At 67.1% G+C, this 21,223-nt stretch carries 22 protein-coding genes and 2 tRNA genes; 11 read left to right on the forward strand and 13 right to left on the reverse strand.

The features are described from left to right. Positions 1–5: 5 nt before the first annotated feature. The 4 genes from MUK72_RS01555 to rnhB all read left to right on the forward strand — a co-directional run bounded on the left by MUK72_RS01555 (position 6) and on the right by rnhB (position 3,763). Complete coding sequence (locus MUK72_RS01555) at positions 6–1,520, forward strand: lipopolysaccharide biosynthesis protein (RefSeq protein ID WP_244703146.1); 1,515 nt, start codon at positions 6–8, stop codon at positions 1,518–1,520. 70 nt (positions 1,521–1,590) lie between these two features. Continuing rightward, positions 1,591–2,892, forward strand: coding sequence for a tRNA pseudouridine(54/55) synthase Pus10 (locus tag MUK72_RS01560; RefSeq protein ID WP_244703148.1), 1,302 nt, complete (start codon positions 1,591–1,593; stop codon positions 2,890–2,892). A gap of 39 nt (positions 2,893–2,931) precedes the next feature. Next, positions 2,932–3,084: a hypothetical protein gene (locus MUK72_RS01565; protein ID WP_244703150.1), complete on the forward strand. Its 153-nt coding sequence runs from the start codon at positions 2,932–2,934 to the stop codon at positions 3,082–3,084. Positions 3,085–3,133: 49 nt separating this feature from the next. Beyond that, on the forward strand, positions 3,134–3,763 hold the full coding sequence (gene rnhB, locus MUK72_RS01570) for a ribonuclease HII (protein ID WP_244703152.1): 630 nt from the start codon (positions 3,134–3,136) through the stop codon (positions 3,761–3,763). Positions 3,764–3,820: 57 nt separating this feature from the next. Here the strand turns inward: rnhB and MUK72_RS01575 are convergent, their stop codons facing one another. Next, on the reverse strand, positions 3,821–4,678 hold the full coding sequence (locus MUK72_RS01575; protein WP_244703154.1) for an SDR family NAD(P)-dependent oxidoreductase: 858 nt from the start codon (positions 4,676–4,678) through the stop codon (positions 3,821–3,823). 77 nt (positions 4,679–4,755) lie between these two features. Between MUK72_RS01575 and ahbB the strand changes: the two genes are divergently transcribed. The 3 genes from ahbB to MUK72_RS01590 all read left to right on the forward strand — a co-directional run bounded on the left by ahbB (position 4,756) and on the right by MUK72_RS01590 (position 9,819). Then, the gene (gene ahbB / locus MUK72_RS01580; RefSeq protein WP_244703156.1) at positions 4,756–5,796 is read left to right on the forward strand and encodes a siroheme decarboxylase subunit beta; all 1,041 of its coding nucleotides are present in this window, start codon (positions 4,756–4,758) and stop codon (positions 5,794–5,796) included. A gap of 133 nt (positions 5,797–5,929) precedes the next feature. Then, the gene (locus MUK72_RS01585; RefSeq protein ID WP_244703158.1) at positions 5,930–8,095 is read left to right on the forward strand and encodes a dockerin type I domain-containing protein; all 2,166 of its coding nucleotides are present in this window, start codon (positions 5,930–5,932) and stop codon (positions 8,093–8,095) included. Positions 8,096–8,115: 20 nt separating this feature from the next. Continuing rightward, a complete protein-coding gene (locus MUK72_RS01590; protein WP_244703159.1) occupies positions 8,116–9,819 on the forward strand; it encodes a hypothetical protein in 1,704 nt (567 codons plus the stop codon). Between the two features lie 158 nt (positions 9,820–9,977). On the opposite strand, the gene MUK72_RS01595 is transcribed toward MUK72_RS01590, so the two are convergent. Both MUK72_RS01595 and MUK72_RS01600 read right to left on the reverse strand, forming a co-directional pair. Continuing rightward, entirely contained in the window at positions 9,978–10,235 is a 258-nt protein-coding gene (locus tag MUK72_RS01595) for a DUF8006 family protein (RefSeq protein ID WP_007740453.1), read from the reverse strand. Positions 10,236–10,271: 36 nt separating this feature from the next. Next, complete coding sequence (locus tag MUK72_RS01600) at positions 10,272–10,478, reverse strand: DUF7996 family protein (RefSeq protein ID WP_244703161.1); 207 nt, start codon at positions 10,476–10,478, stop codon at positions 10,272–10,274. A gap of 234 nt (positions 10,479–10,712) precedes the next feature. On the opposite strand from MUK72_RS01600, the gene MUK72_RS01605 reads away from it, so the two are divergent. Then, a complete protein-coding gene (locus tag MUK72_RS01605) occupies positions 10,713–11,018 on the forward strand; it encodes a hypothetical protein (protein WP_244703163.1) in 306 nt (101 codons plus the stop codon). Positions 11,019–11,237: 219 nt separating this feature from the next. Here the strand turns inward: MUK72_RS01605 and MUK72_RS01610 are convergent. Further along, a tRNA-Ile gene (locus MUK72_RS01610) sits at positions 11,238–11,311 on the reverse strand. Between the two features lie 49 nt (positions 11,312–11,360). Further along, positions 11,361–11,861, reverse strand: a complete 501-nt coding sequence (locus tag MUK72_RS01615; protein WP_004051855.1) for an FxsA family protein — start codon at positions 11,859–11,861, stop codon at positions 11,361–11,363. Between the two features lie 124 nt (positions 11,862–11,985). Here MUK72_RS01615 and MUK72_RS01620 point away from each other — a divergent pair, with 124 nt between their 5' ends. Then, entirely contained in the window at positions 11,986–12,792 is an 807-nt protein-coding gene (locus tag MUK72_RS01620; protein WP_244703165.1) for a TrmB family transcriptional regulator, read from the forward strand. Between the two features lie 159 nt (positions 12,793–12,951). Here the strand turns inward: MUK72_RS01620 and mptA are convergent, their stop codons facing one another. From mptA to MUK72_RS01635, 3 genes are all read right to left on the reverse strand, one after another. Next, the gene (mptA, locus tag MUK72_RS01625; protein ID WP_244703167.1) at positions 12,952–13,878 is read right to left on the reverse strand and encodes a GTP cyclohydrolase MptA; all 927 of its coding nucleotides are present in this window, start codon (positions 13,876–13,878) and stop codon (positions 12,952–12,954) included. Positions 13,879–13,984: 106 nt separating this feature from the next. Beyond that, the gene (locus tag MUK72_RS01630) at positions 13,985–14,803 is read right to left on the reverse strand and encodes an NAD(+)/NADH kinase (protein ID WP_244703169.1); all 819 of its coding nucleotides are present in this window, start codon (positions 14,801–14,803) and stop codon (positions 13,985–13,987) included. A gap of 492 nt (positions 14,804–15,295) precedes the next feature. Continuing rightward, positions 15,296–15,370 (reverse strand) — tRNA-Arg (locus MUK72_RS01635). Positions 15,371–15,454: 84 nt separating this feature from the next. Here MUK72_RS01635 and MUK72_RS01640 point away from each other — a divergent pair. Together MUK72_RS01640 and MUK72_RS01645 are read left to right on the forward strand one after the other, a co-directional pair. After that, complete coding sequence (locus MUK72_RS01640) at positions 15,455–16,006, forward strand: AAA family ATPase (RefSeq protein ID WP_244703171.1); 552 nt, start codon at positions 15,455–15,457, stop codon at positions 16,004–16,006. Further along, positions 16,006–16,416 carry an RNA-binding domain-containing protein gene (locus MUK72_RS01645; protein ID WP_244703173.1) on the forward strand — a complete coding sequence of 137 codons (411 nt, stop codon included), beginning with the start codon at positions 16,006–16,008 and terminating at the stop codon, positions 16,414–16,416. The genes MUK72_RS01640 and MUK72_RS01645 overlap by 1 nt, the downstream gene beginning before the upstream one ends. Here MUK72_RS01645 and MUK72_RS01650 read toward each other — a convergent pair. From MUK72_RS01650 to MUK72_RS01670, 5 genes are all read right to left on the reverse strand, one after another. Then, positions 16,400–17,476: a molybdopterin-dependent oxidoreductase gene (locus MUK72_RS01650; RefSeq protein ID WP_244703175.1), complete on the reverse strand. Its 1,077-nt coding sequence runs from the start codon at positions 17,474–17,476 to the stop codon at positions 16,400–16,402. The genes MUK72_RS01645 and MUK72_RS01650 overlap by 17 nt on opposite strands. Before the next feature lie 37 nt (positions 17,477–17,513). Next, positions 17,514–18,488 (reverse strand): lamin tail domain-containing protein, encoded by a 975-nt coding sequence (locus MUK72_RS01655; protein WP_244703177.1) that lies wholly within the window; start codon positions 18,486–18,488, stop codon positions 17,514–17,516. A 144-nt stretch (positions 18,489–18,632) separates the two neighbouring features. Beyond that, positions 18,633–19,190 carry a magnesium transporter gene (locus MUK72_RS01660; protein WP_244703179.1) on the reverse strand — a complete coding sequence of 186 codons (558 nt, stop codon included), beginning with the start codon at positions 19,188–19,190 and terminating at the stop codon, positions 18,633–18,635. Next, positions 19,191–19,775: a magnesium transporter gene (locus MUK72_RS01665; RefSeq protein ID WP_244703181.1), complete on the reverse strand. Its 585-nt coding sequence runs from the start codon at positions 19,773–19,775 to the stop codon at positions 19,191–19,193. A 48-nt stretch (positions 19,776–19,823) separates the two neighbouring features. Next, positions 19,824–21,221, reverse strand: a complete 1,398-nt coding sequence (locus tag MUK72_RS01670) for a signal recognition particle protein Srp54 (RefSeq protein ID WP_244703183.1) — start codon at positions 21,219–21,221, stop codon at positions 19,824–19,826. Between the last annotated feature and the right edge of the window lie 2 nt (positions 21,222–21,223).

Genomic DNA, 21,223 nt, shown 5'->3' on the forward strand with positions numbered 1-21,223 from the left:
GGTGTGTGTCGATCAGCAGCGTCGTCGCCCTGGTCAGACGCGTACTCAGCCCTGGCGGCGACCTCACCGAACGCGCGGTCACCAGCGGCGTCTGGGTCGCGATCACGAACGTCGTCGACAGGGTGCTCCAGCTCGCGATGGTGCTGCTCGTCGCGCGGCTCATCGGCCCCGACTCGTACGGCGTGATGGCGCTCGCGCTCGTCGTGATGAGCGCGCTCACCAAGCTCTCCAGACTCGGCATCGACGCCGCGCTCATCCAGCGCGAGGCCGACGACGTCGACGCCTATCTCGATACGGCCTGGATGATGCAGAACGCGCGCGGGCTCGTCGTCGCCGCCATCCTGTTCGCCAGCGCGCCGATCGTCGCCTCGCCGGTCGTCTTCGACGAGCCGCAGCTCGCGCCCGTCCTCCGTGTGCTCGCGCTCTCGCCGCTGCTCTCGGGGCTGCAGAACCCGGGACTGCTCTATCTCAAGAAGGACCTCCGTTTCGACAAACAGTTCGCCTACACGCTGTCGGGGACGGTCTTCTACGTCGCGGTCGCCGTCGTCGTGGCCTTTCTCACCCGCTCGGTCTGGGCGCTCGTGCTCGGGCTGGTCGCGAGCGACTTCGTCCGGCTGGTGGCCTCCTATTTCGTCGCCGACTACCGACCGCGACCACGCTTCGATCTCGATCACGCACGCGAGCTGTTCGGCTACGGGAAGTGGATCTTCGCCTCCGGCGTAGTGTTGTTCCTGATCATGGAGGGCGACGACGCCTTCGTCGGCTGGTATCTCGGCACCGCCGTCGTCGGGCTCTACCAGCTGGCCTACCGGGTCTCGAACGCGCCCGCGACCGAGGTGACCCAGACCATTTCGAGCGTGATCTTCCCGACCTACTCGAAGATGCAGAGCGACGACCGCCGGCTCCGCGACGGCTTCTTCAAGACCGTTCAGCTCACGACGTTCGTCTCCTTCCCGATCGCGGTCGGCATCGCCGTCGTCGCACCGACGTTCGTCGACACGTTCCTCACCGAACAGTGGGACGCGATGGTGCCGATGATCCAGCTGCTCGCCGCGTGGGGGCTGCTGCGCTCGCTGGGGGCGACGACCGGCCCGCTCTTTCAGGCCATCGGCAAACCCGACATCCCCACGAAGATCCAGTTCGGCAAGCTGGTGATCATCGCGGCGTTCATCTACCCCGCCACGGCACGCTACGGCGCGGTCGGCACGGGGCTGGTGATCGTCGGCAACTCGCTCGTGTTCTCCGAACCGGTCTCGACGTATCTCGCGACGCGGGCGGTCGACGGAAGCTACGCACGCCTGCTTCGCCTCGTCGCCTACCCCGCAGTGCCCAGCGCCCTCATGGGAATCGCCGTCGTCGCCGTCCATCGCATGGGCGTCGCCACCGGTGTCATCGAGTTCACCCTCCTCGTCCTGGTCGGCGTCGTCGTCTACGGCGTGCTCGCGCTCGCGGTCGAACGGTTCTCGGAGTACGACAGCATGGCGCTCTGTCGCCGACTGGCCCGCACCGTCGTCTCGTGAGGGTTCGCGGCAGTGATCCGAGACGGTGACGAACCACAACAGGTGAGTGTCGGGCGCGCGTTCTCGTTTCATGTCCATCCTCGATGACGCGCGGGCCGTTCTCGACGACGGCCCGGTCTGTGATCCCTGTCTCGGCCGCGTCTTCGCCGACCGGAGCTTCGGCCTCACGAACAGGGCGCGCGGGCGCGCGCTCAGAACAACGATCGCGCTCGACGCGGACGAACCGTTCGAGAAAGCCGAGGACTGCTGGGTCTGCGAGGGCGAATGCGAACGATTCGACGAGTGGGCCGAGCGCGCGGTCGACGCGCTCGGAGACGTCGAGTTCGAGACGTACCAGGTCGGCACGCGCGTCCCGCCGCTGATCGAGGAGAACGACCGCCTGCTGCGCGAGGAGAGCGATCTCCCCACCGACGCCGGCGAATCGTTCAAATCCGCGCTCAACCGTGAGGTCGGCAAGCGCCTCGGCGAGCGCACGGGCACGGAGGTGGATTTCGAGCGCCCGGACGTGCTCGCGCTCGTCAATCTCGATCGTGGCGACGTCGACGTCCAGGTGAACCCGGCGTTCGTTTACGGGCGCTACCGGAAGCTCGAACGCGGAATCCCCCAGACCGAGTGGCCCTGCCGGGAGTGTGGCGGCAGCGGCAAGCAGTTCGTCGCGGACGGCGGCGAGGAGCCCTGCGACTACTGCGGCGGCAGCGGCTATCTCTACGACAGGAGCGTCGAGGAGCTGACCGCGCCGGTCGTCGAAGAGGCGATGGATGGTTCAGAGTCGGTCTTCCACGGTGCGGGTCGCGAGGACGTCGACGCGACGATGCAGGGCACCGGCCGGCCGTTCGTCATCGAGGTCAAACAGCCACGGCGGCGCGCGGTCGATGCCGAAGCACTGGAGACGGAGATCAACGGGTTCGCCGACGGGAGCGTCGAGGTCGAGGAGCTCCGGCGTGCGACCCACGAGATGGTCGAGCGCGTGAAGGAGCTCGACGCGCACAAGACCTACTCGATGGCCATCGAGTTCACCGAGCTGATCGAGGAGGCGGCGTTCGCCGACGCGCTCGCCGAGCTCGATGGCGCGACGATCGAACAGGACACGCCCCAGCGGGTCGATCACCGGCGGGCGAGCCGGACCCGCGTGCGCGACGTCTACGAGATCGAAGGCGAACTCGACGACGACCGCCACGCGACCGTGGAGCTCCGCGGCGCTGGCGGCCTCTACGTGAAAGAGCTCGTGAGCAGCGACGAAGGCCGGACGGAGCCGAGCCTTACGGGGCTGCTCGGCGTCGACAGCGAGGTGACGGCGCTCGACGTGATCGCCGTCGAGGGTGAGGACGAGGCGTTCGCCGATCCCGCCTATCTCGTCGAGCCGAGCGGTTAAGTAGTTCCGTGTCATCTTGTAGCATGGAGGTAGCAGCCCATGTGCCACCACCGAACGACCGATTCCACGCGGCTATACGAGGACGACGAGCACGAGGATCTTCCAGAGTGGGCGATCGAAGCGGATGACGACGGCGAGACGGCCGACGAGGAGGACGAGCCGGAGCCGTTCACGCCAGGGACGGCCGACTAACACCGCCGTTTTTGCCAACCGCTTTGTGCCCGCCGCGTGAGCCGTCGGTATGTTCGGCGTCGACGAGGCGGGGCGCGGACCCGTCCTGGGTTCGTTGTTCGTCGCGTGTGTCAGCGCCGACGCCGCCGCGCTGCCCGACGGGATCGACGACTCGAAGCGGCTCACGCCCGCCCGTCGCGAGGCGCTGGCCGCCGAGCTGCGCGCCGACGAGCGAGTCACGATCGCCGTGAGCGAGGTCACGCCCAACGAGATCGACGACGGAAGCCTGAACGCACTCACGGTCGCGGCGATGGCCGATACGATCGATTGCGCGACTGCTGTCGGTGAATCCGGCGTCGTCGACGCCTGCGATACCGACGCGGCACGGTTCGGTCGCCGCGTGAGGGCCGAAACCGCGACCGACGTGGAACTCGCGGCCGAGCACGGTGCCGACGAATCCCACGACCACGTCGGCGCGGCGAGCATCGTCGCCAAGGTCGCTCGGGACGCGCACGTCGCCGATCTCGCGGCCGAACACGGCGCGATCGGCAGCGGCTATCCGGGTGATGGCACTACCCGGGAATTCCTCCGCGAGTACGTCCGCGAGCACGGTGGCCTTCCACCGTTCGCGCGCGCATCCTGGAAGACCAGTCGCGACGTTCTGGAAGCCGCCAATCAGTCGGCACTCGCCGATTTCTGAATCCCGTTACGGCGTCGTTTCATACCACTACACGATTGCTGTGGAGTCGGTCGCGAGTTACGGCCAGTCGGGATCGACGTCGACGAGCGCGGCGCTGACGTTCCAGAGGTGTTCGCGCAGTCGGTCGTCGCCGACGCGCGGGTCGGGATCGGTCGGGTCGTGGCGATCGAAATAGGTGTGATCAGCGTCGGGATCGACGGCGAGATCGACGAGCGGGTCGGCGGCCTCGCTGACCGACGTACTGAGAACCGGGAGGCGTGCGGCGAGCGCCATGAATGCCCGGGTCGGCAGCGAGGCATGACGATAGAGCCCGCTGCCGGGCACGAACCCGGGATGGACGGCGTTCACGGGGATATCGACCCGTACGGCGAGCTCGGTGGTGAAGAGCAGGTTCGCCAGTTTCGAGCGCGCGTAGGCCGCGAACGCCTCGTAGTCGGTCTCGAGCCGGAGGTCGGCGAAGTCGATCTCGCCGGTCGAGTGGACGGTCGAGGAAGTGGCGACGATGCGGGCGTCGGGGGTTTCGACGAGCATGTCGAGCAGGTCGTGTGTGAGCAGATACGGCGCGAGATGGTTGACCGCGAGCGTCAGTTCGTGGCCATCGGCGGTGAGCTGGCGGGCGTCTTGCGAGCAGCCGGCGTTGGTCACGAGCACGTCGAGGCGGTCGTAGCGGCGACGGAACTCCTCGGCGAGCGCGCGGACGGTCGCCATCGCCGCGAGATCGGCGCGGAAGAACTGTGCGCTGCCGCCCGCCCGCTCGACGGCGGCGACGGTTTCCTCCCCGCGCTCGCGCGAGCGCCCGGTCAGGACGACGTGCGCCCCGCGAGCGCCGAGCCGGCGGGCGATTTCGCGCCCGATGCCGCCCGTTGCGCCGGTGACGAGCGCGACCTGTCCGGTCAGATTCCTGGAATCGGTCATGCCGAGCGGTCGAGCGGGAGCATCATAACCGCGCGGGAACCGACAGACCGTAGTTCGACCATCCCGTAAGGAGTCCAATGAGTTCGCTGGCCGAGGACTGGCGGGCCGATCTCGACGCGGTCGACGGCCGTCTGATCGACGACTACCAGAGCGGGTTCCCGGTCGAGGAGCGGCCGTTCCGCGCGATCGGTGCGGAGCTCGACATCGACGAGGACGAGGCGCTCGCCCGCGTCGAGTCGCTGCACGAGCAGGGGATCTTCCGGCGGTTCGGCGCGGTGCTCAACCCGCCCGTCATCGGCTCGTCGACGCTCGCGGCGGTGCAAGCCCCCGAGGACCGGTTCGGGGAGATCGCCGAGATCGTCAACGAGCACCGGCAGGTCAACCACAACTATCGGCGCGATCATCCCTGGAACATGTGGTTCGTCGTCACCGCCGGCTCGCGCGAGACGCGCGACGCGATCCTCGCCGACATCGAGGAGCGAACCGGCTGTTCGGTGTTGAACTTGCCGATGCTGACGGATTTCTACATCAACCTCGAATTCCCGGTCGTGAACGGCGATCGCTTCGCCCGCGAGTCGAGCGGTGGGGGCGAGGACGTCCGCGCGACCGCCATCAGCGAGTCCGCAACGGGAGATCTCTCGACGCTCGACGCGCGACTGCTACTGGCCATCCAGGGTGGTTTTCCACTGACTGCGACGCCCTACCGCGACATCGCCGCGGAGCTCGACGAGTCGGTCGGTGACGTGGTCGACGCCATCCGCCGCCTGCGCGAGACCGGCTGCATCAAGCGCATCGGCTGCATCGTCAACCACGTCGTCACGGGCTTCGACGCCAACTGCATGGTCGTCTGGGACGTGCCCGACGACGAACTCGACGCCCGCGGGACCGAGGTCGGCTCGCTGCCGTACGTCACCCTCTGCTATCACCGCCCGCGCAGACCCGACCAGGGGTGGTCGTACAACCTGTTCACGATGATCCACGGTCGCGACGCCGAGATGGTCGACGAGAAGATCGACGAACTCGCCGACGAACATCTCCCACACACCCACGAGCGGCTCTTCTCGACTGAAACGTTGAAACAGACCGGCGCGCAGTACGAGGAGCTACTCGGAAGCTGAATCGGCCGTTCACCCCGTTCGGTGGTTATCGTTTTTCGTTCGAGTTTTTGCGCGAGCGGTTCGCAATCGGTTGTTCCAACCGTTTCTGCAAGCAACAAATATAACCCGGAAACCGTCCAGATTGGGATGAGAAATGACGGATATCAATCGGAATCGGCGACGATTCCTGCAACTCACCGGCGCGACGGCTCTCGCGGCCGGCGTCGGGGCGGCGGTCTCGGGGACGGCCGGCGCGCAGGCGTCGGCGTGGTCCGCAGCCGACTCGCCGACAGGCAAAACGCTGAACGATGTCGTACAGACCAGCGAAGGACCGTACGCCGTCGGGAGCGGAGGACTGGTGCTCGCCCGCCGCGCCGACGGCTGGGAGGTCGTCCTCTCGAAGGGGCCGATCGTCGAAGGAAATACGCTCACCGGAGCCGGCGTCACCGACGACGGCGAGCACGTCTGGTTCGCCGGCGGAAGTGGCGTGATCGGCCAGTACGACGTGGTCGAAGAGCAGCTCACCGACTACTCCGCGCCGGGAGGGAAGACGAGCACGTGGGAGGACGTCGCCGTCACAGGAAAGGCGGGAGCCGAAACCGTCCACCTCGTCAACGGCTCCGGCGAGGTGCTCAGCGGGACGAAAAACGACGCGGGCGGGATGGACTGGGACGAAGTGCAGAAGCCGCCAGGCGGCCCGAACGCCGACGGCTCCAGCATGAAGGGTATCGACTTCGCCAGCGCCTCGGTCGGGCACGTCTCGAACACGAGCACGAAGGTCTACGAGACGACCGATAGCGGCGGAAGCTATCAGGAGATCGGTATCGACGGCGGCAGCGTCGGACTCCGCGGCGTGGCGAGCGTGAGTAAATCGGACATCAGCGTGGCCGCCGGCAACGGGATAATATACCAGTACGACGGATCGACGTGGACGGAAATAAATGTTGGTCAGAACACCGTTTTCGACATCGATCGTGACGGGAGTTCGGGGCTGGCGGTCGGTTCCAGCGGGCGTGTCTACGTTCGGACGAGTCCAGATGCGTGGACTGAGAATGAGACGCCAACGAGCAAGAAGCTTCAGGGAGTGGCGATCGATACGGCTGGAGGCTACCCCGACGTCGCCGTCGGGGCGAGCGGGACGATCGTCGAGCGCGGCGAGTACACCGCCGATCCGCCGGCCGAGCGGAAGCCACGACCCGATTCGGCCAACTGGACCGAGGCGAACTCGCCGACCGGGAAAGGGCTCAACGACACCATTCTGTCGAGCCAGGGGCCGTACGCCGTCGGCGGTGGCGGGCGAGTTCTCGAACGGGGTTCGACGGGCTGGACGACGGTCATCGAGAAGGGGCCGATGGCACAGGGCAACACCCTCACCGGGGCCGGCGTGACCGACGACGGCAACCACGTCTGGTTCGCCGGCGGCAGCGGCGTCATCGGCCAGTACGACGTCGGGAGCGGGACGAAAACCGATTACTCGCAGCCCGAGGGAAAATCCAGCACCTGGGAGGATGTTGCGGTCGTCGGCGCGGCCGGTTCCGAGACGATCTTCCTGATCAACGGCTCCGGCGAGTTCTTCTCCGGGACGAAAAACGGCTCGGGCGGGATGAACTGGGGCTCGGCGGTCAAGCCCGGCGGCGGTTCCAGCGCGAAGGGAATCGATTTCATCGACGAGAGCACGGGCTACATCTGCGATACGAACTCGAAGGTCTACGAGACGACCGACGGCGGCGATAGCTGGACCGAGATCGGCATCGACGGCGGTAGCGTCGGGCTGTACGACGTCGCCGCGGTGAGTCGCGACGAGATCGAGGTCGCGGGCGGCGACGGCTCGATCTTCCGGTACAACGGTGCGGTCTGGACGAAGCTCTACGCCGGACAGAACGCGCTCAGCGCCATCACCCTCGAAGGGAAGAAGGGGTTGGCCGCCGGCAGCAGCGGGACGGTCTACGAGCGCACCGGCTCGGGCTGGCAGTCCGACGAGACGCCGACGAGCAACGGTCTTCAGGGGATCGTGCTCGACACGACGGGCTCGTATCCGGACGTCGCCGTCGGGGCGAGCGGGACGATCATCGAGCGCGGCGAGTACACTGCCAGTCCGGAGCCGGTCGGTGACTTCGAGAACCCGCCGCAGGATCTCGACGGCGACGGCAAGTACGAGGACGTCGACGGCGACGGCGAGCTGACGAAAGCCGACGCGCAGGCGCTGTACGACAACCTCGACGATCCGGCGGTCACGAACAACACCGCTGCGTTCGACTTCAACGGCAACGGTCGCATCGATTACGACGACATCGTGACGCTCGACAACATGGCCGAGTGAACGCGGACGACAGCTAATACATGGATGAAAACAGGCGGTTCGGCGGGCGGAATCGGGCGCTAACAGTAGTCGTGGTCGGACTCGTGGTGGCATCGCTCGCGGTCGCGGGCGTGGCCGTCAACGGGCAGTTCGTCGGATCGAGCACGGCACAGACACAGGAATCGGCGACGATCACGGCCGGGAGCGCGAACACGTCGCCCAACGGGACGACGAGCGTCGGGCTGACGCTTTCGACAGCCCCCGAGGGCGTGTCGGGCTACGATCTCGTGGTGCGGCTGAGCGATCCGGGCGTCGGGACCATCACGAACGCGTCGGTCGCCGATGCGTTCGGTCTCGACAGAGTTTCAGTCAGCGATAACGGCACGATGGCGACGCTCTCGGGCGTCGACGTCGACGAGAACCTCCAGCCGGGGGCAACGGGAGTCGCGCTCGGTACCGTCGAAATCGCTGGTGAAAGCGCGGGAACGAGCGAGATCGTCGTCGAGCAGGTCAGTCTCGACGACGACAACGGAAGCGCCGTCGAGCCGGCGACGACGCCCGGTACACTGACGGTCACCGGTGCGGGAACGGGCACACCGACCAGCACCGAGCAGCCGACGAAAACGGGGACAGCCACCGAGACGGACACGGCCACCGCAACCGAAACGAGTGCTCCGGAGCCGACGGCGACGACCGGAACCGACACGCCGACAGCGACCACGACTGCGCCGACGGACACGGAAGCGGTGACGACTACCGCGACCGACGGTACCACGGGGCCGACCGTGACGGACACCGAAACGAACGCACCGACGGAAACCGGGACGACCGCAGTCCCGACCGACACGACGGACGAGTCGGCGAAAACGGGGACCGAAACCGGTTCCACCTCGACGGAAACGAGTGGAACCGGAACGGACAGTGACGGCGACGGTGCGCAAGCAGGCGACGATGGCGGTAGTGGGACGCAGGCCGGCAGCGGTGACGACGCACGATCGGGCGGCAACGCCGGCGGTAGCGCGAACAGCGGTAACGGAGCGGACGGCGGTGCGGACGCGAGCGCCATCTCGGCCTCGCTCGCCGGAAGCGGACTCTCGGACGAACAGGTGTCCGGAGTGAGCAGCACGCTCGCCACGAGCGGTCTCACCGACGCGGAAACGTCGACCATCATCGACGCGCTCGCCGGCGACGGGCTGAGCGACGAGCAGCGCACCGCGATCGCCGACGCCATCGCGGGCGGCGATCTCAGCGACGACCAGCTCGTGGCGCTGAGCGAGGCGCTCGACGACGGCAGCCTGACGAATGCCGAACGCGACGCGCTCGGCTTCCTCGGCAGCGACGAAACGACCTATTACCAGGTCGATCTCGTGCGCGGCGAGCCGATCGAACAGCTACAGGGGCCGAACGGCACCTACACGAACGAGGAGCTGCTCCGGTTCGCGCACGGCAGCAGCGAGGAGCCGATCACGCGGCGTTCCGACGGCGAGTTCACTGCCGACGCGGCGCTCGCCGACCGCATCGAAAGTCGGAACGTCACCGTCGAGAACGGCACGGCGACGACGACGTTCACGGTCGCCGACGGTGAGTCGGTCACGCTCTCGCTAGTGAGCTACACGAAACCCGGACCGGTGTGGTCGCCCGCAACCGAACATCTCCAGCAGTACGTCGATAGCGATACCCGGACGTTCGAGTCGGGCACGCACACGCTACGCGTCGATCTCCCGACGAACGCGACCAGCGAATAGGGATCGACGCGGGAGAGCGGATCGGCGAACTGTCGCGGTTCGCCGGTGATTTTCGACGTAATTCTCGATCGTTGTCTCTCGACACGATTCGTCGACGAGAAGGAATTGTGGTCCGTCGCTACCGGATGCGATAGTTGGCTAAAACACCGCGAGAGCGGTCAGCGGTTGGCGGTCGTGAACAGCAGCGGTGCGACCACGAGGAGCCCGAGGCCGAGATAGAGATAGTAGCCGGGGCCGTCGATGCTCGGGACGATCGCGAACAGGAGGCCGAAGGTCATCACCTGGATGGAGAGCACCTTCCTGGACCGCTGGGCGAGCGCGGCGAGCAGCGCGAGCACGAAGACGAGCAACAGCACCTGCCCGAGATTGTACTGGAGCAGGAACCGGTCGAGCGCCTGCAGCGGGAACGGAAACATTCTCGTGGGAGGATGAGTCGGTCCCAGATTTCAAGGTTACGACCCGTCGCCGTGCGCACCGAAATCGAGCGGCCGAACCCAGCGATACCAGACGAACAGCGCCACCCCAAGATAGCCGAACGCCCAGACGGCCGTTCCGGCCGTCTCGAAGCCGAGCGACGAAAGGGCGTAGTTCGCACCGCCAGGGAGCACGACGCCGATGGCGAGCACGATGGCGAACAGCACCCGCTCGTCGATGCTCACGGACAGCTCACCCGACCGTTTCGGCGTCGTGAACGATTCATATCCCCGGTACGGGCTCGAAACGTCTCAATCACACGATTCCGTCACGCCACCGAGCCGGACGATTTCGGTCGCTTCACGCCCGGAACGGTGAGAAACGACCGGCAACGGTGATCGTGATTCAATAGCCGGTCGGTCCTCGGAGCGAACACGGCGGTGTCACAGCGGTCCCCGCTCCCCGCCGACAGCCCCACCATGACAGCCACCGATGCCACGACCGACCGCGCCGACCCCGATGTCGGGGACGTTCTCTACGAGACCGACAGTCACGAGCGCTACGCCGTCGTCGTCGCCACCGACTCGGCTGGCGTGACGCTGTGCCGAAACGACAGCGAGCAGTTCATCCCGCACACGATGTTCGCGCCGTGGAACGACGCGTCGATCACCGTGGAGCCGGCGACCGCCGGGAGTCGTCGAACCGACCCATCGGCCCACCGCACCCGCCCACGCCACGAGCTGGCTGCCGGCCCCGCCGGAACGACGCGCTTCCAGCAGTCCTGACGGCCGGCAGTGCGCCCGACGACAGTCATGTCACCCGCCCCCACATCACACAAAGCTTATGCTGTCCAAGCACAAAGAAAGTGATGGAGCAAGGCGCGCTCCGGGACAGCGGGGCTTCGTTGCGTGGCATCACCTGTAACATCCCCCTGCTGTCTTTTCAGAACGTCACCGGCGAGCGACAGCGGTGTCGCTACTGCGAGGAAAACGGTCGAAGAACAGTGGGCCAACGCGGATTTGAACCGCGGACCTCCCGGTTATCAGCCGAGCGCTCAACCTAACTGAGCTATTGGCCCGACACCAGTAGTTGCTCCCATCGGTTTGTAAGCGTTTCTCTTCGCGCTCTCAGTCCCGACTCGTATCGCCGTCGCGGTCGTGGACCTCGTAACTGCCGGCATCGACGTCGTAGGTGTCCTCTCCGTCGGGGAAGCCACCGCCGTAGGCGACGCCGCTGGCGATACCCCCCATCTTCCGATCGAGATACGGGATGACGAGCCAGCGCTTGAGCGCCTTCCGGATGGGCCAGCGCGTCACCGGCACGACGAGCACCAGCCCGACGAGATCCGTCACGAACCCCGGCGTGAGCAGGAACGCGCCCGCGGCGATGAGCAGCCCGCCATCGAGCAGTTCGTCGCCCGGCAGCGAGCCGTTCCGGATGCGCTCCTGGATCTTCCTGGCGGTGTGGCGGCCCTCGGAACGCACGAGCAACATGCCGATCAGCGCCGTGAGAACGACCAGCGCCACGGCCCCGACGAAACCGAGCGACGTCTGTGTCGCCACGGCGACGAGCACCACCATGTCGAACAGCGGGATCAGAAGGAGCAGTCCGAGTATCCGGAGCAGCATGGCTGCCCTACCGGTCGCGCACGCAAAACCCTTTCCTGACGAGCGTGTGGATCATTAGCCGATCCGCGACGCCGACCGATGAACTGCCGATGAGTTTATTGCTGTGGCCCGAAACGGGAGGACAATGGCTGATCTCAGCGACCTCGGTCTCTCCGAATACGAGGCGCGTGTCTATCGGGCGCTGCTCGACACCGGTCCGACGACCGCAAAGGAGCTCTCACGCGCCAGCGGCGTGCCGATGGGTCGCATCTACGACGTGCTCGCGAGCATCGAGACCCACAGTCTCATCAGGTCACAGAGCGCCTCGCGACCCAAGAAATACGTCGCGGTCGAGCCCGAGACGGCGCTCTCGCGGCTGCTCGAAGACCGCCGGCGCGAGCTCGAAGCCAGGGCTGACCAGTACGAGGAGGTCGTCGACGAGCTTGTCTGCGAACTCGACGCCAGCGAACCCGCCAACGAACGGTTCTGGACGGCGGCGGTCGGTGCCGAGGAGACGATCGACTTGCTCGAAGAGCGCCTCGCGGCCGCCGAGGAGAGCGTGGTGGTCGTCGCGGCGGTGCTGTCGGCCCAGTTCGACACGGCATCGGTCGGCAATCGTGTCACCGAACGACTGGCCGCGGCCGTCGATCGTGGCGTCGACGTCTCGCTGCTGATGCATCCCGACCTCGTCACGGAACTCCCCGATGCCGTCAACGAGCGCTACGTGAACACGCTCTTGCCCCACGATCGCGTCAGCACGCGGACCAGCGACGCCGTCGAGCGGACCTTCACCGTGATCGACGGCGTCGAGACCTGTATCGAGGTGCCACACCCGCTCGACAGCACGCAGCTGTTCGCGATGATCGACATCAAGGACCCCTCCTTCGCCGGCGAGATCACCCGCGAGTTCGAGCCGCGCTGGGAGGGAGCCAAGCGCCTCGATCTCGGCTAGTCGTCGGCCGGCGCTGCTTCGTCGAGTTCGGACCGGAGCTGTCCGACCGTCGCGACCCGCTCGGCGTGAGCGTTGTGCTGGTGGATCGACGTCAGTTGCACCGTTCGCGCAGATCGCGGCGCTTCGCGCCGCGCGCTCGCAAAAATCTGCACGAAAAACTCAGTCGTCGAGTTCGGATCGGAGCTGGCCGACCGTCGCGACCCGTTCGGCGTGGGCGTTGTGCTGGTGGATCGATTCGTCGTTCGACTGTTTCATCGTCACCACCGCGTCGTCGGCGAGATCGGGGAACTCGCTCACGACGCCTTCGGCCTGATCGCGCACGCAGTCCTCGACGAACTTCGCGTTCGCGTGGGCGGCCTCCGTCATGTGGTCCTCGTCGGGGCGTTTGGCGAGGTTGTAGATACGAGCGCTCATCGAATCGCGCGCCACGTCGATGAGATCACGCAGGTCGACCTCGGGCGCGCCATCGCTTTTCACGCGCAGCGTCGCGTGTCCGCGCTGGGAGTGGCCGGCCTGTGGCACCTCCTCCAGGAACTGCTCGGTGGTTTCGTCGTCGACGCCCAGTTCGGCGAGAGTCTCGCGGGCGCGGGAGGCCGACATGCCCTGCGAGCACGGACAGACAGTCATGCCCGTGACTTTGGCACCGATCTCCTCGGTCGTGCCCTCCTCGGTCGCACAGGCGCTGGCGATGATCGTCGCCGTGCCCTGGGTCTCCTTGTCGCTCGCGGGCGTCTGCTCGCGCGTGACGTATTCGGCCTCCATCTCGACGGTCGCCTCGGTCGTGTACTCGTGTTTGTCGAGCAGGCGCTCGGCGGCGTCGCCACAGACGTCCTCGACGCGGTAGGCGGGTTCGGCGACGGCCGTTTCGAGGGTCTCGTCGACGACCTCCATGTTCCGGCTCATGTCCGCGCCCTTGCGCCACGACGGCAGGTCGACGAACACCTCGAAGGTCGCCATCAGCACGATCGGGCGCTTGTTCTCCCGACCGAGTTTGACGAGTTTCTCGACGCCGGTGACGCCGACGTGATTGAGTCCCACGGTTACATCTGGCTGGGCAGCCTGTACGTCCGGCAGCTGCTGGCTCATTCGGCTGTTCGTTGGTGCTCCTCCCCGTTACACCTTGCGAAACGTCCCCAGTCTTGCCCCCACCACTCACCCCGTATTTCCACTCACACTCATCGCCATCCCGTGGTCAGTCGAGTTTGTCGAGCGCGCTGAAGAACTCCAGCGGGGGACCGGCGATGCGCGTCGGCTCGTCGGCGACACCGACCGTGACTGTCGCGGGCGCGACGAGCGGTTCGCGGGTACGGCCGTCGGCGACCACGGCCGTGTCGCCGTCACCGACCGTGATCGCGATCTCGCTGTCCCGACCGACGACCAGCGGCGGCATCGGGTCGCTCGCGGCCATATCTGTGACGACGAGCGCCGGCACGTCGGGATGGACCAGCGGGCCGCCCTCGCTCAGGTTGTAGGCCGTGCTCCCGGTTTGAGTGGCGACGAGCACACCGTCGGCGTGGCTGTCGAGATACTCGCTGCCGTCGATCTCGACGGTGAACTCCGCGCCGCGACCGGGCCCGCGATCACCCATCACGACGATCTCGTTGAGCGCACGCGGGAGCGATATATCCTCGCCGGTGACGCGTAGTCGGGGCACGGTCCGGGTCCGTGGCTCGCCCTCACGCTCGATGTGGTCGAGTTCGTGCGTGAGTTCGGCGAGCGCGTCGTCGGGCGAGGTCGCGTTGAGGAAGCCCACCTCGCCGAGATTGACGCCCATGATCGGCGTCGTGCCGACCTCGCGGGCGGTAAAGAGAAAGGTGCCGTCGCCGCCGATAGAGACGACGAGCGTGCAGTCGCTCATCCGCGCGACGGGGTAGCCATCGACCGCGAGCGCGTCGGCGGTCGCCTCGTCGATCCACACTTCGGCACCCGACTCGCGGAGGTGCTCGCGGACCTCGGCGGCGAGCGCGGCCGCTCGATCGTTGCCACGACGAGCGACGATACCGACCCTCATCGCCCCTCGTTTCACCTCCGCGAGCAAAAAGCGCGTGGTCCGCCCGCGCCGCGGGCGGCGGTGGCGGCGCGGTGGTGGCGGTGCGGTCCTGGCGTCTGTGGTCGCTCTGCGACCGCAGGCTCAGGAGAGCAAGCTTTCCTGGCGGATGAAGGGCGAGGGGCGCGAGCGACCGCAGGGAGCGAGTAGCGAACGAAGTGAGCACGCCCCGAGGGCTTCGGCAGTCGCTGTGTGGTCTGCTGAGTGATTGCGGTGCTGTGGAATGTCCGCGCGAGTGGAACGAGCGCGGTTCGCCGTGAGCGACCGCAGGGAGCGAGCGGGAGTTTTTAGCGTAGCTTTTTGCGAGGAGTGGTTCGCGCTCCGCGCGAACCCGACGAAGTAAAAAGGTACTACGGGCACGGTGGGATTCGAACCACGGTCGTTCCGCTCGCTACGCTCGCTCCACTCCCTGCTTCGAATCCCCTGCGTGCCGGTTCGCTCCCTGCGGTCGCTGCACGGGCACGGTGGGATTCGAACCCACGGCCGTCGGATTAGAAGTCCGACGCTCTATCCGGGCTGAGCTACGTGCCCACAGGAGAGGGTGAGAGCGAGCGGTTCAAAAGCGATTGGGTCCGGTGCGGAGCGTTTAACAGCGATTCTCCACAAGAGGGCGCAATGAGCGTCATCGGTATCGTCGGCCTGCCGGGCAGCGGCAAGAGCGAGGCCGCCGCCGTCGCCCGCGAGATGGGGATCCCGGTCGTGACGATGGGCGACGTCATCAGGGAGGCCTGCCGCGATCGGGGGCTCGATCCCGCCGAACACCACGGTCGCGTGGCGCAGGCGCTCCGCGAGGAGAGCGGTCAGGGAGCCATCGCCGAGCGGTCGCTGCCGATCATCGAGCGCGAACGCGGTGAGTCCTCGACGGTGCTCGTCGACGGCATCCGCTCGGGCGTCGAGGTCGAACGGTTCGAGGAGCGGTTCGGCGAGGAGTTCGCGTTGATCGCCATCGAGGCCCCCTTCGATGTGCGCGCCGAGCGTGTCGATGCACGGGGTCGCGACGTCGCGAGCGCCGACGGCGGCGAGAGCCTCGAAGCGCGCGACGAGCGTGAACTCGGTTTCGGGATGGACGACGCCATCGAGCGCGCCGACAGGCGGATCGAAAACACCGACTCGCTCGCGGCGTTTCAGGATCGCATCCGAACGCTGCTCGCGGAGGAAGGGCAGTGATGTACCGCATCGATGTCGAACTCGCCGCGCCGGTCAACGACACCGAAGTCACCGAACGGGTCGTCACGGCCGTCGAGAACCTGGTTCCCGGTGCGGAGATCGAGCGCGCGCCCGGCGAGGTGCGCGCCGAAACCCATAGTTTGGATTACTTTTCGGAACTGCTGCACGACCAGGAGATCCTCGACAGCGCCCGCAACGAATTCTTCGCCGACCGTCAGGACGATGTCGTGCGCGTCGTGCTGAAGAAACAGGCCGCCTTCGAGGGCGTGGTCAACTTCGCGGTCGGCGAGCCGGACGAGCTCGGTGACATCGAGCTACGGATCCGGGTCCACGAGCCAAGCGTCGAGGAGTATATCGATCACATCGCGCCGGCGACCGAAGACGGAGCGCCGGTCAGCGATCGCTCGTAGAGGTCTCGTCGAACCCGCTGACGAAGATCGCCAGCCACTCGCTCATGTCGCGCTGTCGGCTGACCTCGATCCCGTCGATCCACTTCACCCACTGGAAGCCGCGCCGCCCGGGTGCGACCAGCCTGAGCGGGAAGCCGTGGCCGTGGCTGAGCCGCTCGCCGTCGGTGTGGGTCGCCAGCAGCGCGTCGCGGGCCTCCTCGATCGGGAGGCTCCAGCGATAGCCCGTCACCGAGCGGAAGGAGACCCACCGTGCCGCGGGATCGGGCTCGATCGTATCGAGGAGATCGCCAACCCGTAGGCCGCGCCAGTCGTGAGTCGAGTACCAGCCGCTCGTGCAGTCGAGAGTGGTGCGCTCCGTGCTCTCGGGGTCGAGATCGTCGATCGAGAGCGTCCGCTCGCGTGTGACTGCGCCCCCGACCCGGAGTTCCCAGTCGGCGGGGTCGATCGGGTCGGGATCGTCGGCGACCCAGCTCGTCACCGGGAAGGCGTTGGCCGCGTCCGTTCCTTCCTCGGTCGAACCGGTGAAGCGCTGGTCGGTGGCGAGCCCGAGCAGGCGGTTCGCCCCGCGCTGGAAGCGCCACGCGAGCGCGCCGAAGCCAACGACCGCGAGCGAGGAGAGTGCTGTCCGCCGGCCCTCGAAATCGTCCGTGCTCGGGAGATGGATCCGTCCACGAAGATGGACGAGCAGGACGGGAACGACGAGAACGCCGAGCGCCATGTGGACGAACAGGAGCAGCCACGGGCCGACCATCGGCGTCGCGCCCGAGGTCCAGACGAACCCGGTGGCGAGCGCCACGAGCGCGAGCGCGGTCAGGAGAATCGAGACGACCGTCCCCCGATTCCACGCCGCCCGGTTGGTCAGTCGCGGGCGCACGCGGCGGAGTTTCCAGAAGAGGAGGAGAACGAGCGCCAGCCCACCCATCCCGTGGAGAACGAACACGATCGCGTCGCCGGGCCGTCCGGAGACGAGGCTCAGCAGGCCGGTGGCGACCGCGAAACCCACAGTTACGAGGATCGATAAGTCGACCAGCCGCGGCGGGAGTTCGAGGCGCGATGCCACAGCTCGACTACGGCTGCCAGCCGGTTGAGTGCTGCGCTCAGCCGTACGAACGCCGCGCGACGACCGCACCGCTCGCGTTCGCGACGATCACGGTGTCGCCGTCGTTGTTCCAGACGGCGCTCGTCGCTCCCCAGTAGCGGTCGGTTTCCGTGTCGGTTCCGCGCCCGGTGTGCAGCGTGAGTCTCGCACCGGCGGCGAGGGTGGCGTCGCTCGGGAACGAGTAGGTGTGGTCCGCTTCGTCGCGAACCGTCCAGCCGTCGAGAGCGATCGGGGTCGACCCGCTGTTTTCGAGGGTGACGGTCTCCTCGTCGAGGTTCGCGTTGTCGTTGCCCGGTGCGTCGGCGGCGATCGCGGCGATCGTGAGCGGCCTGTCGTCGGACCTAGTCGGTGTCGTCGACGGCTCGTTTGCACACAACCAGAGAGCCGTCCCGTTCCGTCGGGCGCGCGCCTCGGCCCGGGAGAACCGCTCGCGGCCCTCGAACTGGTCGTCGTAGACTCGCGCGTGGCCCGTCGCGACGAGCCGATAGTTGAGACGATGGCCATCGTGGCGGACGAACGCCAGCAGACGATCGTAGCGTCCGCGGCCGTCGATTTCCACGAGTCGCACCGTCTCACCGGCGACCGCCCGTGTCGTGAAGGCGCTCGCCTCGTCGCCCGCGTCGCCGAGACACGCCGCGCCAGCATCGCTATCGGGTACACCTTCGTACTCGCTCGGATTCGTGGGGACGTGGACCTCGGGCGTGTCGACGCCGCGCAGCCGGACCGTGTCCGTGGTTCCGTTGGGATATCTGACGTCGAGTGTATCGCCGTCGACGACGTGCGTGACGGTCGCTCGAAGCCCGGAGTTCGCCGTCTTCGCCGAGGACCCCATATCGACACCCGCGCTCGCGGTGGGGGTATCGACCATCGTGGTCGCCGCGGTGGCGTTCGGCGATCCGTCAGCGCCCGGCCCGGTGGCCATGCAGCCGGCGAGGACGAGACAGCCGACGAGCAGCCACACGCCACGATCCATGCGTCACCGAGCGTGGCCAGGTTCCTAAATCCGCCGTCCTGCTTATACTGTCGGACAGAAGTACGCAAAGATTCGATTCCAGGAACCCACTGCAACGAGCTGAGTTTCGCGTCACAGGTTCTCGATCGGATCTGTTCGACAGTATCAGACGACGATCTGAACGACGGCGAACAGAACGACGACTCCGAGCACGTCCGAAACGTTCGTCACGACCGGAATCACCACGTCGTCGGGATCGAGACCGAACCGGTAGGCAGCGTAGGTCGCCACGATAGTGACGAGAACGGCGAGCACGGCCAGGATCGCGCCGCTGGCCGTCGCGACCAGCAGAACCGTCGCGAGCGCGAGTCGTGTCTCGGCGACCAGCGCCGACAGCGCCCAGGCACCGCCGCCCACGATCGGGAAGACGGTGAGCGAGAGGGCGACGGTCGCGACGGCGTTGCCCGCGAGCACCTCGTCGTCGGGTTCGAAAGAGAGTCGTCCCAGGTGGAGGGCCGTCGAGAACCGCGCGGCGAGCACGCTCCCGAGGTTGCCGGCGGTGCCGATGGTGACGGGCACGAGCACGAGCAGCGAGGGGTACTGGAGAAGGGTCGCCTCGAACGACTGGAGAACGAGCCCGCTGCCGAGTTCGACGAGCATCAGTGCGACCAGCACCGGCAGCATCGCGCGCGTGATCGCCCGGACCGTCCAGTCGGTCGTCACTCAGCCGCCACCTCCGAGAAGGGCGAGGACGAGCCGCACCGAGAGCAAGAGAAAGAGGAGCCCGAAGACGTCGCCGGTGGTCGTCACGACCGGTCCGACGATGGTGTCGGGGTTGTAGCCGCGGCGATAGCCGGCGAAGACCACCAGCACGACCGCCGTCGCCAAGACGATCCCGGTGAGTACGCCCGCAACGGACGCGATGGCGACGAGCGTCAGCAGCGGAGCGCTCGGCAGGCCGAGCGCTCCCAGCACGCCGTAGGCGGCGACGGCGGCCAGCGCACTCACGAGCAGGCCGTCGATGAGTGCCGCCGCGACCGCCGCTCGGAGGCGCTCGTCGCCGCCGCGCACCCGCGGTTCGATGAGCCCCTGGTGGAGCGCGGTCGCGAGCCGCGCGCCGAGGGAGCCGTAGACGTTGCCCCGCGTGGCCAGCAGCGCCGGGACGAGCACGAACAACCCCTCGACCGCACGGAGCTCGCTCCGCATCCCGCCCAGGACGACCCCCGCGAGCAGCCCACCGACGAGGCTCGCCGACAGCGCCGGCAGTGCCTCGCGGTAGGCTTCACGCGCGACCTCGACGACGCTCATTGACGTGTCGAGCAGCGCCACCGATAAAAACACGTCCGCTTCCCGCTTTCAGAACGGGCCGCCACCGCCGCCCATCCCACCCATGCCGCCCATCCCGCCGCCGCCCTCGCCCTCCATGCGCTTCATCATCCGCTGCATGTCGGCATCGCCCATCCCCTGGAACTGCTTGAGGGTGCGCTCCATCATCCGGTGCTGTTCGAGCAGCTCCTGGACGCGCTCTTCGGGCTGGCCGGAGCCGCGCGCAACGCGGCGGACCTGGTTCGCGCCCACGGAACGGGGGTTTTCGAGCTCCTTCTCGGTCATCGAGTCCATGACGACCTCGAAACTCCGCATCCGATCCTGCGTGACGTCCATCGCGTCGTCGGGCAGCTGGTCCTTGAGCCCGCCGCCGAGTCCGGGGATCATGTCGAGCACCTGATCGAGCGGCCCCATCTTGTTCATCGCGTTCATCTGGTGGCGCATGTCCTTCAGGGTGAACTGGCCGGACATGATGTCCTCGGGGTCCCAGTCCTCGTCCTCGTCGCCGGTCTCCATCGCGCGCTCGACGCGCTCGGCGAGCTGCTTGAGATCGCCCATCCCGAGCAGCCGGGAGATGAAGCCGTTCGGCTCGAAGCGCTCGACGTCCTGAACCGTCTCGCCGGTCCCGAGAAACGCGATCGACGAGTCGGTCTCGTTGACGGCCGTGAGCGCCCCGCCACCCTTCGCCGTCCCGTCGAGTTTCGTGATCACGACGCCGTCGACGCCGATGGCCTCTTCGAAGCGCTGAGCCTGATCCTTCGCACCCTGCCCGATCGCCGCGTCCATCACGAGCAGTCTGCGATCCGGATCGACGGTCGCGTCGATCGTCTCGATCTCGTCGATGAGCCCCTCCTCCAGTGCGTGGCGACCCGCCGTATCGACGATATGGACGTCGGCCTCCTCGGTGGCGGCGAGTCCCTCACGGGCGATCTCGACGGGATCGTCGTTGTCCGGATCGCCGTAGAACGTGACCTCGGCACGGCTGGCCATCTCCTCGGCCTGATCGTACGCACCCGGACGGAAGGTATCGGTCTGGATGATCGCGGGGCGGAGCCCCTTCTTCGAGAACCACCAGGCCATCTTCGCCGCCGTGGTCGTCTTCCCCGAGCCCTGGAGCCCGGCGAGGAGGATCGTCTGTGATTCCAGCGGGAGCTCGGTGCTGTCGCCGACGAGATCGACCATCTCCTCGTAGACGATCCGGAGGACGAAATCTCGGGCGGTCGTCCCGCCCGGCGGCTCCTCTTCGAGCGCGCGCCGCTCGATCTCGTCCGAGAGCTCCATCACGAGGTCGATCTCGACGTCGGCCTGGATCAGCGAGCGCTGGATCTCACGGACGACCTCCTCGACGTCCTCCTCGTCGAGGCGCGTCTTTCCCTGCAGTCGATCGAGAGTACCCCGCAGGGAACTCCCGAGATCGTCGAGTACCATTT

It is taken from the genome of Halococcus dombrowskii (assembly GCF_022870485.1).
Classification (GTDB): domain Archaea; phylum Halobacteriota; class Halobacteria; order Halobacteriales; family Halococcaceae; genus Halococcus; species Halococcus morrhuae.

Coding starts and splice junctions, on each gene's coding strand:
- mptA (WP_244703167.1), bottom strand. CDS start 13,878: ATGAGCCAGCAGCTGCCGGACGTACAGGCTGCCCAGCCAGATGTAACC.
- MUK72_RS01560 (WP_244703148.1), top strand. CDS start 1,591: ATGTCCATCCTCGATGACGCGCGGGCCGTTCTCGACGACGGCCCGGTC.
- MUK72_RS01655 (WP_244703177.1), bottom strand. CDS start 18,488: ATGGATCGTGGCGTGTGGCTGCTCGTCGGCTGTCTCGTCCTCGCCGGC.
- MUK72_RS01585 (WP_244703158.1), top strand. CDS start 5,930: ATGACGGATATCAATCGGAATCGGCGACGATTCCTGCAACTCACCGGC.
- MUK72_RS01665 (WP_244703181.1), bottom strand. CDS start 19,775: ATGAGCGTCGTCGAGGTCGCGCGTGAAGCCTACCGCGAGGCACTGCCG.
- MUK72_RS01590 (WP_244703159.1), top strand. CDS start 8,116: ATGGATGAAAACAGGCGGTTCGGCGGGCGGAATCGGGCGCTAACAGTA.
- MUK72_RS01595 (WP_007740453.1), bottom strand. CDS start 10,235: ATGTTTCCGTTCCCGCTGCAGGCGCTCGACCGGTTCCTGCTCCAGTAC.
- MUK72_RS01645 (WP_244703173.1), top strand. CDS start 16,006: ATGTACCGCATCGATGTCGAACTCGCCGCGCCGGTCAACGACACCGAA.
- MUK72_RS01575 (WP_244703154.1), bottom strand. CDS start 4,678: ATGACCGATTCCAGGAATCTGACCGGACAGGTCGCGCTCGTCACCGGC.
- MUK72_RS01640 (WP_244703171.1), top strand. CDS start 15,455: ATGAGCGTCATCGGTATCGTCGGCCTGCCGGGCAGCGGCAAGAGCGAG.
- MUK72_RS01630 (WP_244703169.1), bottom strand. CDS start 14,803: ATGAGGGTCGGTATCGTCGCTCGTCGTGGCAACGATCGAGCGGCCGCG.
- MUK72_RS01620 (WP_244703165.1), top strand. CDS start 11,986: ATGGCTGATCTCAGCGACCTCGGTCTCTCCGAATACGAGGCGCGTGTC.
- rnhB (WP_244703152.1), top strand. CDS start 3,134: ATGTTCGGCGTCGACGAGGCGGGGCGCGGACCCGTCCTGGGTTCGTTG.
- MUK72_RS01670 (WP_244703183.1), bottom strand. CDS start 21,221: ATGGTACTCGACGATCTCGGGAGTTCCCTGCGGGGTACTCTCGATCGA.
- MUK72_RS01605 (WP_244703163.1), top strand. CDS start 10,713: ATGACAGCCACCGATGCCACGACCGACCGCGCCGACCCCGATGTCGGG.
- ahbB (WP_244703156.1), top strand. CDS start 4,756: ATGAGTTCGCTGGCCGAGGACTGGCGGGCCGATCTCGACGCGGTCGAC.
- MUK72_RS01565 (WP_244703150.1), top strand. CDS start 2,932: ATGTGCCACCACCGAACGACCGATTCCACGCGGCTATACGAGGACGAC.
- MUK72_RS01615 (WP_004051855.1), bottom strand. CDS start 11,861: ATGCTGCTCCGGATACTCGGACTGCTCCTTCTGATCCCGCTGTTCGAC.